At 48.5% G+C, this 12954-nt stretch carries 13 protein-coding genes; 6 read left to right on the forward strand and 7 right to left on the reverse strand.

The features are described 5' to 3' along the window. Window position 1: 1 nt before the first annotated feature. From BTA35_RS13375 to hisD, 5 genes are all read left to right on the forward strand, one after another. Window positions 2-346 carry an STAS domain-containing protein gene (locus BTA35_RS13375; protein ID WP_078320311.1) on the forward strand — a complete coding sequence of 115 codons (345 nt, stop codon included), beginning with the start codon at window positions 2-4 and terminating at the stop codon, window positions 344-346. 143 nt (window positions 347-489) lie between these two features. Next, window positions 490-747, forward strand: a complete 258-nt coding sequence (locus tag BTA35_RS13380) for a BolA family protein (protein WP_078320312.1) — start codon at window positions 490-492, stop codon at window positions 745-747. 28 nt (window positions 748-775) lie between these two features. Next, complete coding sequence (gene murA, locus BTA35_RS13385) at window positions 776-2038, forward strand: UDP-N-acetylglucosamine 1-carboxyvinyltransferase (RefSeq protein WP_078320313.1); 1263 nt, start codon at window positions 776-778, stop codon at window positions 2036-2038. 18 nt (window positions 2039-2056) lie between these two features. Beyond that, on the forward strand, window positions 2057-2704 hold the full coding sequence (hisG, locus tag BTA35_RS13390) for an ATP phosphoribosyltransferase (protein WP_078320314.1): 648 nt from the start codon (window positions 2057-2059) through the stop codon (window positions 2702-2704). A 105-nt stretch (window positions 2705-2809) separates the two neighbouring features. Next, window positions 2810-4126, forward strand: a complete 1317-nt coding sequence (hisD, locus tag BTA35_RS13395) for a histidinol dehydrogenase (RefSeq protein WP_078320315.1) — start codon at window positions 2810-2812, stop codon at window positions 4124-4126. A 71-nt stretch (window positions 4127-4197) separates the two neighbouring features. On the opposite strand, the gene BTA35_RS13400 is transcribed toward hisD, so the two are convergent. From BTA35_RS13400 to gdhA, 7 genes are all read right to left on the reverse strand, one after another. Further along, window positions 4198-5082 carry an EamA family transporter gene (locus tag BTA35_RS13400; RefSeq protein WP_078320316.1) on the reverse strand — a complete coding sequence of 295 codons (885 nt, stop codon included), beginning with the start codon at window positions 5080-5082 and terminating at the stop codon, window positions 4198-4200. Between the two features lie 142 nt (window positions 5083-5224). Beyond that, window positions 5225-5965, reverse strand: coding sequence for a helix-turn-helix transcriptional regulator (locus BTA35_RS13405; RefSeq protein ID WP_139363666.1), 741 nt, complete (start codon window positions 5963-5965; stop codon window positions 5225-5227). Between the two features lie 9 nt (window positions 5966-5974). After that, window positions 5975-7858, reverse strand: a complete 1884-nt coding sequence (locus tag BTA35_RS13410) for a PAS domain-containing sensor histidine kinase (RefSeq protein WP_078320318.1) — start codon at window positions 7856-7858, stop codon at window positions 5975-5977. Between the two features lie 189 nt (window positions 7859-8047). After that, window positions 8048-9631, reverse strand: coding sequence for a bifunctional phosphoribosylaminoimidazolecarboxamide formyltransferase/IMP cyclohydrolase (purH, locus tag BTA35_RS13415; protein WP_078320319.1), 1584 nt, complete (start codon window positions 9629-9631; stop codon window positions 8048-8050). 87 nt (window positions 9632-9718) lie between these two features. Then, the gene (gene fis / locus BTA35_RS13420) at window positions 9719-10033 is read right to left on the reverse strand and encodes a DNA-binding transcriptional regulator Fis (protein ID WP_202931264.1); all 315 of its coding nucleotides are present in this window, start codon (window positions 10031-10033) and stop codon (window positions 9719-9721) included. Beyond that, entirely contained in the window at window positions 10030-11040 is a 1011-nt protein-coding gene (dusB, locus tag BTA35_RS13425) for a tRNA dihydrouridine synthase DusB (protein ID WP_078320320.1), read from the reverse strand. The genes fis and dusB overlap by 4 nt, the downstream gene beginning before the upstream one ends. 273 nt (window positions 11041-11313) lie before the next feature. Then, entirely contained in the window at window positions 11314-12666 is a 1353-nt protein-coding gene (gene gdhA, locus BTA35_RS13430; RefSeq protein ID WP_078320321.1) for an NADP-specific glutamate dehydrogenase, read from the reverse strand. Between the two features lie 12 nt (window positions 12667-12678). Between gdhA and BTA35_RS13435 the strand changes: the two genes are divergently transcribed. Then, window positions 12679-12909, forward strand: coding sequence for a hypothetical protein (locus tag BTA35_RS13435; RefSeq protein WP_078320322.1), 231 nt, complete (start codon window positions 12679-12681; stop codon window positions 12907-12909). The last annotated feature ends 45 nt before the right edge of the window (window positions 12910-12954 follow it).

Here is a 12954-nt window from a genome sequence, read left to right on the forward strand (position 1 = left end):
GATGAAGCCGTGTGCAGAAAAGAACCAGAGAGCGACCATCGTCACTAGCCCGTCTGGAGTGTTACAGGTGAGTGGTGTGTTGGATTTTTCAACAATTTTACCACTGCGGAAACAGGGTGAACTTCTGATAGTGGAAGGGCCTGAAAGTATTGAAGTGGACTTTTCTGGTGTTCATGCATCGGGTAGTGCTGCGGTTTCACTGATGATGTGTTGGCTGCGAGCTGCCTGTCGGGCTGATAAAGCGATTCATTTCACGGGAGTACCAGACCTTCTTGAGCGGATTATCGCGGTATCGGGTCTTTCCGGTCACCTTTCTTTTGAGCGCCCCCACCGCTGTTGTGAATAGTGTTCATCTGAAATGATTAGGGGCAAAAATCGCCTTTTGTCCTCTTTTCTAATAATATTGTCCTCTTAGCTTTATCAAGCGTGTGTCATCACCAAAGCTCATCTCTTTATCAGATGGCGCTTAACCCAAACGCGGAGACAAAAATGCAAGCCAGCGAATTGCAAAAAACTTTAGAGAGCAAACTGACTGACTGCGAAGTAATTGTTCAGGGTGACGATGGTCGTCACTTTGAGATTGTTGTTATTGGTGAAGTGTTCGCTTCTCTGACCCCAGTAAAAAAACAACAATATGTATATTCTGGTCTGAATGACCTGATTGCGTCCGGCGATGTTCATGCGGTTCAGATTCGCACATTTACGCCTGAGCAATGGAAAGATGCCGCTCAACTCCGCGTAGGTTAATCGCATACACATTTATTACGGATCGCAGATGGATAAACTACTTATTACCGGAGGTCGCCCACTTGATGGCGACATCCGTATTTCCGGTGCAAAAAACTCAGCATTACCTATTTTAGCTGCCACTCTTTTAGCAGAAGGGCCCGTGCGCATTGGTAACCTGCCACACCTGCACGACATCACGACCATGATTGAGCTGCTCAGCTGCATGGGGATTGAGCCGGTTGTCGATGAGAAAATGCGTATTGAAGTGGATGCCAGAACGATCCGCAATTGCCATGCTCCCTATGACCTTGTTCGCACCATGAGAGCTTCCATTCTGGTTTTAGGTCCTTTGCTGGCGCACTTCGGTGAGGCTCAGGTATCTCTGCCCGGAGGTTGTGCGATCGGTAGTCGTCCCGTCGATCTCCACATTCGTGGCCTTGAAGCCATGGGTGCTGATATTTTAGTTGAAGATGGATATATCAAAGCTAAGGTTGATGGCCGCCTGAAAGGTGCCAACATCTTATTTGATACCGTGACGGTAACAGGTACAGAGAATATCCTGATGGCAGCTTGTCTTGCTGATGGAATATCCGTCATCGAAAATGCTGCCCGTGAACCGGAAGTGACCGATCTGGCTGAATGTCTGATTGCGATGGGGGCCAATATTTCAGGTTTAGGCACGGATCGTCTTGTGGTTGAGGGCGTCGAGACACTACATGGCTGTCAGCATGACGTGGTTGCTGACCGGATTGAGACCGGCACCTATCTGGTAGCCGCCGCCGCATCACGGGGGCGTATACGGGTTAAAGATACCCGGGCTGATATTCAGGATGCTGTTCTGCTGAAGCTTGAAGAAGCGGGTGCGCACATCTCAACCGGCGAAGGTTTTATCGAGCTGAATATGAACGGTAACCGCCCGAAAGCGGTTAATCTGCGTACTGCACCTTATCCCGCTTTCCCTACAGATATGCAGGCTCAGTTTGTTGCAATGAATGCAGTGGCTGAAGGCAGTTCCCGTGTTACGGAAACCATCTTTGAAAACCGTTATATGCATGTTCAGGAAATGCTGCGTATGGGGGCGAAAATTGATGTTCAGGGAAATACTGCAATCATCAATGGTGTTGAACGATTAAAAGGAGCTCCTGTGATGGCAACAGATCTGCGGGCATCTGCAAGCCTGGTTATTGCGGGTCTGGTTGCGGATGGTGATACTCTTGTTGATCGTATCTATCATATTGATCGTGGTTATGAATGCATTGAAGAAAAAATGCAGCTTTTAGGTGCTAAGATCCGTCGAATCCCAAGCTAACAGGTTTTATTCATTACTATGAGCCAATCGCAAGAGCCACAACAACTGATTATCGCTCTGTCAAAGGGGCGTATTCTTGATGAGACTCTGCCGCTTTTTGAGCAGGCAGGGATCTATCCGCTGGAAGATGTCCGTAAAAGCCGGAAACTGATTTTCGATACCAATCTGGATCATGTGAAACTGATCATTATTCGTGCCACGGATGTTCCGACCTATGTTGAACTGGGGGCTGCTGATATGGGCGTTTCCGGTAAAGATGTACTGATGGAGCATGGTGCCAAGGGTATCTATGAGCCACTGGATCTGAATATTGCCCGCTGTCGTCTGATGACGGCAGGTATGAAGGGGCAAAAACGACCGGAAGGTCGTATACGTGTCGCGACTAAATTTATCAATGTTGCCAAACGGTATTATGCTGAACAGGGTGTTCAGGCTGACCTGATTAAACTTTACGGTGGCATGGAACTGGCACCTATCATGGATCTGGCCGATGAAATTGTTGATATCGTAGATACCGGCAACACATTGAAAGCCAATGGTCTGGAAGCCCGTGAAGATATCGCACCCATCAGCACCCGATTGGTGGTTAGTCAGGGCGCGATGAAAATGAAGCATCAGCTCATACAGCCTATTATCGAGCAATTGCGTTCTGCCGTTAACGGGTAAGACGTAAACAGGGTTCAGTTTTTAGCTTACCCTGTGCTTTCCCCGGAGGTTAGCGTCTGCCTCCGGCTATTTTTCCTCAAGTCTTTTTTAAACCGGAAAATCCCTATGTCATCGAACGTCTCTGTAAAACGTCTTGTTTCCTCCCAAGCTGATTTCTCCCAACAACTTGATACTTTGCTTGCCTGGGAGTCAGTTTCTGATACCGCTGTAAATGAAGCGGTGACTGATATTTTGCATCAGGTTAAGCATCAGGGTGATAAAGCGGTTATGGCATTTACAGAGCGCTTTGATCATCTGCATGTGGAGGATTTTTCCAGTCTTGAAATGACTCAGGAGCGCCTTAAGCAGGCACTGGATGGCCTGCCGGCAGAGCAGCGGGCAGCCCTGGAGCGTGCCGCAGAGCGTGTGCGTTCTTATCACGAGAAGCAAGCTCAGGGTCAAGGTTCCTGGGAGTACACTGAAGAAGATGGCACCTTGTTAGGGCAACAGGTTATGCCGATGGATCGCGTCGGTGTTTATGTGCCCGGTGGCAAAGCTGCATACCCGTCCTCTGTGCTAATGAACGCGATTCCGGCTAAAGTTGCAGGTGTTGAAGAGATCATCATGGTTGTGCCTACACCTCATGGTGAGCTGAATGAGTTGGTTTTAGCCGCTGCCTGTATTTCAGGGGTTGATCGTGTTTTCACGATTGGTGGTGCTCAGGCAGTGGCCGCTCTGGCCTATGGCACCGAAACAGTACCTCGGGTCGATAAGATCGTCGGGCCTGGTAATATCTTTGTAGCGACTGCCAAACGCATGGTTTTTGGTGCTGTCGGTATCGATATGATTGCGGGCCCTTCTGAAATTCTGGTGGTGTGCGATGGTAAAACGAACCCTGACTGGATTGCCATGGATCTGTTTTCTCAGGCAGAACATGATGAAGATGCCCAGCCTATTCTGGTGAGCTGGGATAAAGATTTTATCGATCAGGTTGAGGCCAGCATTCAGAAGCTGATGCCAACACTTGAGCGTGAGCCTATTGTTCGGGTTTCTATGGCGGAGCGGGCGGCCCTGATTCAGGTGAAGGATCTGGATGAAGCGATTGAGGTGACGAATCGCATTGCTCCGGAACATCTTGAGCTTTCCATTGAAGATCCCAAAGCGGTTGTAAGCCGGATTCGTCATGCCGGAGCCATCTTCATGGGACGCTATACAGCGGAAGCTCTGGGTGATTATTGTGCAGGGCCTAACCACGTTTTGCCTACATCGGGAACCGCGCGTTTTTCATCACCTTTAGGGGTCTATGACTTCCAGAAGCGTTCATCATTGATCATGTGTTCGGCAGATGGTGCCTCTGAGATGGGTAAGATTGCTTCCGTTCTGGCTCGTGGGGAGAGTTTAACGGCACATGCTCGCTCTGCGGAGTATCGCATTAAGGGTTAAGCCCGATCTGTATTTTTAAACCGGCTTAGGCCGGTTTTTTTGTTTCCAGAGAGATATCCGCATGAATACTTTCAGATTTGACCGGGCTTAATAACCGGTTTTGCTCTGAGTGTCACAGGACTGGCGATAAAACCACCGGCTACGACAAGCAGCAAGGCCACGAGTAATATAAAACTCCATTCACTGATGCCAGCCAGAACCAGACTAAAAGCGGTGATTAAAGGGGCGGCAAAGCTGGATATGGCCAGAAGAGAGCGGTTGCCCTGTTTTATACCGATGTCCCAGAGATAGAAGGCTCCCCCCACTGGGCCCAGGCCTAATAGCAGAGCGCCTATAATCTCTGTAGTGGAAAACTGCCAGTAAGGTGTTTCGAAGGAAAAATGAGCAATCAGAGAAAGTAGGGCAACGACCAAGGATAGCCAACCAATATTGTCGGCACTACCTGTGTTTTTTGAGAGATACCAGGAGTAAGTCGACCAAATTAAAGCGCAGGATGCAGCTAGCAGGTAGCCGGTCAGGTAATCAGAAGATATATCCGCAAATGCTGAGCCTCCCTGGTGCTGACTTATCACAAGGCTTACTCCGGTAAAGCCGATCAGACCACCATATAACGCCTGTTTTTTTCTGCCTTTTTCAGCTACAAACAAGGTCAGAATCAAGGGCCACAGATAGACAATCAGGCTGACCTGAATTGCCGGAGCAAATCGAAGCGCCATAAAATAACAAAAATGGAACCCGAATAGGCCTGCTATGCCAATAAGCCACTGAGGCGAGCTCATGGTCGGGCGCTCAAAAAGTGCAGTATGCTGTGCTCCACGCTTTATAAACATCAGGGCTGCAGATATTGAAAAGCAGATAAAAAGCAGCTGAAATGCAGGGATTTTACTGGTAAGACTGCCGAGTAGGGCAAGTACGCCCCATGAGCTGATAGCAGTTAAGCCTAAGAAAGTGGGCATGTTGCTGACTCCATACTGAATGACCGATAAGTTATGGTCAGAATTTTAGAGTCAGTTTAGAGGGCATAGTGTGCTGAAAAGCTGATGTTTTATACTTAAATAGACATTTAAAGGTCCTTGATAAGGTATTTAAAGCGGAGACTTAGCGAGCCCGGTAGGCTTTAGGTGGCTGCCCCCAGTATTGACGAAAACTGCGACTGAACGCTGATGCATCGGTATAACCAACATTTTGCGCAATAATTGCAACGGGGATATCACTGTGACTGAGTAGTGCTCGTGCCTTTTGCATGCGCAGTACCTTAAGGTATTGCAAAGGAGGCTGACCATAGATATCTGTAAAGCGCTGCTTGAAATGGCTCAGGCTTAAACATGCGATATCCGATAACTGGCTAAGCTCAGGCGTATAACTGAGATCTTTTTTCAGAAAATCGATGACTAACTCTATTCTTTTATCCTTCTGTGCGTAGGGCTGCTGTTGAGATAGTAGGTGATAAAAGATATGACCCATGGGTTGCTCAATATCTGGGTCGAGCTGGTTATTGAGTTGCTGCCCTGCAAAAAGACAGAAGTCAAAGAAGTGGCTACTGACCGCTAGAAGAGGTTTCTTCAGTTGAGTCAGATGTGCTGGGAGGCTGTGGATATCTGCAACCAGAAAACGGGATTCCTGGTGAGAGGAGAAGCGATGAATGTGGCCCGGAGGAATAACAACCGCCTGTTTCACTCCTAACTCTGATTCAAACCTGAAGGGGATATGCTCACCGGGCTCAGAAGAGCCAATTGCCAGTTTAATTCTTCCCTGCAAGGGAATGACAACCTGAGCATGATCATGTCGGTGCTTTCTGGGGTTCAGGGTGTACGAGCGAAGTGATAATCGTGTATGCACAGTCTGTACTTAGCCCCCTACAGACAGTGTTTCCGGCAAAAGAGGCAGCTGTATCATAACTTTCAACCCTTCACCTGGTTTGGATGCTGTCTGAATACTGCCAGCGAGGGCCTGAGAAACCTGATTGTAAACGATATGCATACCAAGGCCGATACAGTTGCTGTCCCGCCTGGAGGTGTGAAAAGGTTCAAACAGTTTATTAAGTTCCTGCTGTGACATGCCCTGGCCATTATCCTGATAGCAGATCGAAAGCCCGTCCGGTGTTTCCCTGATTGAGATGGCAATATTATTGGACGGATCAGAGGACTTAAAGCCGTGGATAATGCTGTTATTAATCATTTGGTGGAATATTTGCACCCAGCTTTGAGTGATGGTTGGCCAATTCAGATTATCTTCACAGGTGAGCTGAACATTAATCTGTTTATCCTGAAGTTTTTGCTGCAACCCGATAATGATATCACCGAGCAGTTGCTTAACATAGACAGGCTCAACTCTGCCTTGTCCGCTCTGTGCTGCAGTCTGCTTGAATACCTGTATCAGGCGAACAACCTGCTGCAGATTTGCTTGCATTAGCTTATAGGCTTCAAGGTTGTGGCCTTCTTCTGAATCCGGCTCAAGCATCATGCCCGCTGTGATGGCAGCTCCCAGGGGGGTGTTAATTTCGTGGGCGATACCGGAGATTAGAGACGCCAGTGCAGCCATTTTCTCACGCTCTATAAGTTGGTTTTGAGTGATTTCAAGTTTATGAAGAGATTGCTCAAGCTCAAGTGTCCTCAGAACAACACGTTTTTCCAGTGTTTCATTAAGCTCCTGAAGTGCTTGTTCCGCCCGCTTGCGGGAGGTGATCTCAATGGCTGAGCCTCGCATGCTAACCTCTTGGGAATGGGAGTCTACCCGTGTCCCATGAAAGATAAAATTGCGCTCTTCACCCCGGAGGTTAAGTTTGACCTCTAGTCCTTTGAAATCATGACCCTGGCTCATAGCCTTGGTCATCTCACTGTTCGGAATAAGATCTGTCAGCTTGTAGTTACAGATCTGAATATCTGTTATACCCAACTGAGTTTGCATCTGCTCTGAAGCGAACGTAACTCTGCCATCAGCATCGGTTTCCCAGAGCCAGTCAGAGGCTGAGTTGGCAAAGTCAGTAAAGCGGTCTTTCTCTGTTTCTATTTCCCCATAGAGCCGGTTTAAGGTGTGGCTGAGCTGGTTAACTGAAAGAGCCAGTACACTGATTTCATCGTGCTCTGAGGTTATAAAGGGGACATGGTCCAGTTGCAGAGTCTTGAGCGGCTGGTTTGGCCGAAAGTGATCCAGGTAGTTCAGAATTCTCAGAATCCGCCGGTTTACGCTAAGCTGGAAAACCCAGAGAATCAAACCTGAAACGATAAATGTTTTTATGCCATTGGCGATCAGTGTTGATAGAAGCGTTTGCAGAAGCTGTTGGTAAATGCGCTCCGATGAGGACTCTACATAGAGCTGCCCCAGCATAAAGCGTGTATCGTCATCCGGGCCACTGTATTGAAGAGGAATAAACCGGTTAATTTTATCACCGGTCACTTCTTTGCCTGCCTGCCAAACCTGATTGCTGGTCGCAGAGGTAACTCTTATAAAAGATATATCCGGTAATTTAACCAAGCCTTCCAGTCGAATATTGAGCTGGTGCTCATTAAACTCCCACAAATTAATTGTCAGTGATTCGACATGGACATCTTTTAGCTCCTGAAACCGTGTTTCGACAGAGCTGACTTCTGTGTGGTAGTCGCTATAAAGTTGAATCAGAGTGGAGGTCAGGGTAATCAGGCTGCTGATTATGACGAGAACAATCATAATCCTGCGACCGATAACACTGGCAAAGGGATGTCGTGAAAGCTTGTGTGAAGTCGACAGCTGCATAGAGGCTACCAGTCACCCAATAAAATGTGGTTAACGCATTATTTTCAGCATAAAGGCTGAATAAGGTACTGGCAACTGTATTCAGCAGGCTTTGCCAGGCCTGAAAGTACCAAACCCCGAGTTTCCCCGGGGTTTGGTCTGTCTTCATATATCAGAGCTGGCGACACTCAGCCGCCCTCACTCTAGTGGCTAGTGGCGGAAGTGACGCATTCCGGTAAACACCATCGCCATGCCGTGCTCATCCGCTGCATCAATAACTTCCTGATCGCGCATAGAGCCACCGGGCTGAATGACGGCGCTGATACCGGCTTTAGCTGCCGCATCGATACCATCACGGAATGGGAAGAAAGCATCGGATGCCATTACAGACCCTGGTACTTCCAGGCCTTCATCCTCGGCCTTGATACCGGCGATTTTTGCACTGTACACACGGCTCATCTGGCCGGCACCTACACCAATGGTCTGACCGTTTCTTACGTAAACAATGGCGTTGGACTTAACGAATTTCGCTACCTTCCAGGCGAAGGCCAGATCACGCATCTGTTCTTCAGTTGGTGCTTTTTTAGTCACAACTTTCAGGTCTTCGTCGGTCACCATGCCCAGATCACGATCCTGAACCAGCAGGCCGCCATTGACACGTTTGTAGTCCAGGCTGTGATCACGCTCACCCGGCCAGTTATCGCCGCAGTCCAGCAGGCGTACATTAGCTTTAGTCGCAACAATTGCACTAGCTTCTTCAGAAACTCCGGGTGCGATAATAACTTCAACAAACTGGCGATCCACAATCGATTTTGCAGTTTCAGCATCCAGAGGGCGGTTAAAAGCGATGATGCCGCCAAACGCTGATGTCGGGTCGGTCTGGAAGGCGAGTTCATATGCCTGCAGTGGGTTGTCTGCAATCGCAACACCGCAAGGGTTCGCGTGTTTTACGATAACACAGGCTGGTTCTACGAATGATTTAACACATTCGAACGCAGCATCGGTATCTGCTACATTGTTGAAAGACAGCTCTTTACCCTGCAGCTGTTTGGCTGTGGATACACTGGCCTCAACCGGGTTTTTCTCAACATAGAAAGCCGCTTTCTGATGCGGGTTTTCACCATAGCGCATCTCTTGTTTTTTCTCATACTGCACATTATAGGTACGTGCAAAATCTTCGCTGCCACCTTCAACCAGGCGACCAAAGTAGTTGGCGATCATGCCATCGTAAGCAGCGGTATGCTCAAACGCCTTAATGGCCAGATCAAAACGGGTCTGCTGCTCAACGGCACCGCCATTAGCGTCCATATCCGCCAGAATACGACTGTAATCATCTACATCAACGACAATAGAAACAAAAGCGTGGTTTTTTGCCGTAGAACGCACCATGGTTGGCCCGCCGATGTCGATATTTTCTACTGCCATTTCCAGGGTGCAGTCATCACGGGCAACAGTGGCTTCAAACGGATAAAGGTTTACTGCAACCAAGTCGATACCCTGGATGCCATTCTCAGCCATCACAGCATCATCCTGACCGCGACGGGCCAGAATACCGCCGTGAATTTTTGGATGCAGTGTTTTAACGCGACCATCCATCATTTCAGGGAAGCCGGTGTAGTCAGAAACTTCAATCGCTGGTACACCCTGCTCTTTCAGCAATTTGTAGGTGCCGCCGGTGGACAGAATTTCAACACCGCGCTCGGTCAGTGCTTTGGCAAAGTCAACAACGCCGGTTTTATCCGAGACGCTGATTAATGCCCGGCGAACCGGCAGATTTTGTGCTTTGGCAGACATAATGTGCTCTTTTCTCTTATATAGGTGAGTAAGAAAACAGAAAGCGGCAGAGGTAATCTGCCGCTTTCATCAAAAAGTCGGTTTGGGTTACAGCATGCCGTAGGTCTTTAGCTTTTTGCGCAAGGTACCACGGTTGAGGCCGAGAATCTCAGAAGCCTGACTCTGATTGTCTTTCGTGTAGGCCATAACAGCTTCCAGCAGAGGAGCTTCAATCTCAGCCAGTACCATCTGGTAAAGATTACTGGCCGGCTGCCCATCAAGATGGGCAAAGTAATTACTCATCGCTTCTTCAACACTGGCACGCAGTGTCTTCTGGCCTGCCTGAGCCTGGGTGATGATCTCAGGGGGATTATCGGAGATATCTGTATTACTGCTCATATTCTTATCGCTAAGTGCGTTCACAACAGCGCCTCCTCCATAAAGGAAGACACGTCATCTGCCTGATCCGGTTTCAGTATAAAGTGCTTAATAGCGGCTTGCTGCTCTTTGGGCTGCTCCAGTCGGTTAAAATACCGACGGAAGTCTGCACCGTGTTCATGTGAGCCCAGGTACCAGTTGACGTGTTTCCGGGCGATGCGAACCCCCATCACCTCTCCGTAAAACTGATAAAGCTCGTTCAGGTGACGACTTAAAATGTCCAGGCGCGTCACCGCGTCAGGCTCAGGTAAATGTTCACCGGTTTCCAGAAAGTGACTGATCTGCCGAAATATCCAGGGATGCCCCTGAGCGCCTCGACCGATCATGACGGCATCTGCCCCCGTGTAGTCCATAACATAACGGGCTTTTTCCGGTGATGTAATATCACCATTGGCGAATACAGGAATTGAAATGCTCTGCTTTATTTGAGCAATAGTGTCGTACTCTGCTTCGCCTTTGTAGGCATCAGCACGGGTTCGGCCATGGACAGCTAACGCCTGAATTCCGCTTTGTTCAGCAATATGAGCGATGGTAACGCCATTGCGGTGCTCGTGATCCCAGCCAGTGCGAATTTTGAGTGTGACCGGAATATCCACAGCGCCGACAACGGCATCCAAAATATCGGAAACAAGCTTTTCATCTTTTAACAAAGCGGACCCTGCGGCTTTATTACAGACTTTTTTGGCTGGGCAGCCCATGTTGATATCAATAATCTGAGCGCCATGTTCTGCATTCAGACGGGCAGCTTCAGCTAGCATATCCGGATCCCCACCCGCAATTTGCACGGATCTGGGCTCTTCTTCGCCGCTATGATTCATCCGCAAGCGGGATTTTCGGGTATTCCAAAGCTTCACATCTGAGGTGACCATTTCTGACACCACAAGACCTGCACCCATTTCACGGCAGAGTTGCCGGAAGGGGCGATCGGTAACGCCAGCCATGGGGGCAAGAATAACCGGGCTGTCTAAGGTGTAAGAACCAATTTTAACCATGGGTAACCGTAAAATATAAACGCTACACCAGGGTATTGGCGCAGAGTTTCGTTAGGCTTTAAAAAAGCGCTAAGCATTGTAAATCGAGGGGCGCTAATGATACTAGGAATCCGGCAAGTGTAAAGCTGAACTCAGAATATATTGATCAAAATATATACAATATTGCACCCTGATATGGAAGCCCTGCTCTACTCATGCAGATAGCAGGGCGTAGTTTGGTGGGAAAGCTGTAAGCGTTGCGCTGTTTATGATGGCCTCTATTATTTGCAGGCGCTAGACAACGCCCTGTTCGATCATGGCATCTGCCACTCGGCGAAAACCGGCAATATTTGCCCCCAGTACCAAGTTGTGTGGCTGGCCGAACTCTGTCGCTGTTTTGCTGCAGCGCTGATGGATATCATGCATGATCTCTTTCAGGCGACTTTCAACCTGTTCAAAAGAAAGTTGCTGCATGCTGGCATTCTGACTCATTTCCAGCTGACTGGTGGCGACTCCGCCTGCGTTGGCTGCTTTGCCTGGGCCATAATGAATTTTGTTTTCCAGAAAAATTTCCACAGCTTCTGGTGTTGAAGGCATATTGGCCCCTTCACTGATACAGCGGCAGTTGTTGGCTATCAGAGCTTTTGCATCAGATTCGGTCAGCTCATTCTGGGTTGCGCAAGGGAATGCGGCATCGGCCTGATAACGCCAGACGGCATGTCCGTCTTCCGGGTATTCATTGATAGGGGTAAACTCCGCATGGTGATGCTTTTCCAGATAGTGCTGCAAAGATACCCGCTTTAGTTCTTTCAGCTCTTTCAGTAATGCTAAATCAATACCTTTTGCATCGAAAAGGGTGCCGGATGAATCTGTGGCGGTTACTGGCTTCGCGCCTAACTGGTACAACTTTTCGATAGTGTAAATGGCAACGTTGCCAGCCCCGGAAACCAGACAGGTTTTACCCGCCAGACTACTGCCTGCAGATTCCAGCATATTTTGGGCAAAATAAACACAACCATAACCGGTGGCTTCTTTACGTACCAGTGAGCCGCCCCACAGCAGACCCTTTCCAGTCAGAACGCCGTCATATCGACCTGTCAGTCGCTTGTACTGACCAAACATATAACCGATCTCCCGGGCACCAACACCGATATCTCCTGCCGGTACATCGGTTGTTGGGCCGATATGGCGATAGAGTTCTGTCATAAATGATTGGCAAAAACGCATGATCTCCTGATCGGAGCGACCTTTAGGGTCAAAGTTACTTCCGCCCTTTCCGCCGCCGATCTGCAGACCGGTTAGTGCATTTTTGAAGATCTGCTCGAAACCGAGAAATTTAATAATGCCGGCATTTACAGATGGGTGAAAACGCAGGCCTCCCTTGTAAGGGCCAAGTGCCGAGTTAAACTCAATTCGATAACCCTTATTGATGCGAACCTCTCCCTGGTCATCGACCCAAGGGACACGGAACATGATTTGCCGCTCCGGCTCAACCATTCTCTCTATAATATGGTTCTTTTGGTACTGAGGGCTCTGGGCCAACAAGGGCTCCAGTGATTCCAGTACTTCTTCAACGGCCTGATAGAACTCAGTTTGCGCTGGGCTTGAAGCCATTAAGCCAGTAATAGTGTTGTGGATATACGGCATAGGTTCCCCTGTTTGAATACATCATCATGGCAGCTCTTCCAGCTCGTTATGAAAGATACCGACTTGCTTATGCTTTTTTTGCATGCGGCGATGATAATAAAGAATAGGGTCGACATAAATGCTCCAAAAGTGGTCATTCAGATTTATTTTGGTGCAAAATATGGCTGGCGTATCTATTTAATAGCTTTTCTGTATTTTTTTGGTGCACGAGTGCTTTATCTTGGTGATAAGAAGGAAGGGTAGGTAGATGCTGAAGCAGATTTTTTACGCTTAAAAAGAAGATGCGTC

It is taken from the genome of Oceanospirillum linum (assembly GCF_001995095.2).
Classification (GTDB): Bacteria; Pseudomonadota; Gammaproteobacteria; order Pseudomonadales; family Halomonadaceae; genus Oceanospirillum; species Oceanospirillum linum.

Excerpts from the sequence above, each read along its gene's own strand:
- murA (WP_078320313.1), top strand. The coding sequence starts at position 776 with ATGGATAAACTACTTATTACCGGAGGTCGCCCACTTGATGGCGACATC.
- hisD (WP_078320315.1), top strand. The coding sequence starts at position 2,810 with ATGTCATCGAACGTCTCTGTAAAACGTCTTGTTTCCTCCCAAGCTGAT.
- hisG (WP_078320314.1), top strand. The coding sequence starts at position 2,057 with ATGAGCCAATCGCAAGAGCCACAACAACTGATTATCGCTCTGTCAAAG.
- BTA35_RS13400 (WP_078320316.1), bottom strand. The coding sequence starts at position 5,082 with ATGCCCACTTTCTTAGGCTTAACTGCTATCAGCTCATGGGGCGTACTT.
- gdhA (WP_078320321.1), bottom strand. The coding sequence starts at position 12,666 with ATGCCGTATATCCACAACACTATTACTGGCTTAATGGCTTCAAGCCCA.
- BTA35_RS13375 (WP_078320311.1), top strand. The coding sequence starts at position 2 with ATGAAGCCGTGTGCAGAAAAGAACCAGAGAGCGACCATCGTCACTAGC.
- dusB (WP_078320320.1), bottom strand. The coding sequence starts at position 11,040 with ATGGTTAAAATTGGTTCTTACACCTTAGACAGCCCGGTTATTCTTGCC.
- BTA35_RS13380 (WP_078320312.1), top strand. The coding sequence starts at position 490 with ATGCAAGCCAGCGAATTGCAAAAAACTTTAGAGAGCAAACTGACTGAC.
- purH (WP_078320319.1), bottom strand. The coding sequence starts at position 9,631 with ATGTCTGCCAAAGCACAAAATCTGCCGGTTCGCCGGGCATTAATCAGC.
- BTA35_RS13410 (WP_078320318.1), bottom strand. The coding sequence starts at position 7,858 with ATGCAGCTGTCGACTTCACACAAGCTTTCACGACATCCCTTTGCCAGT.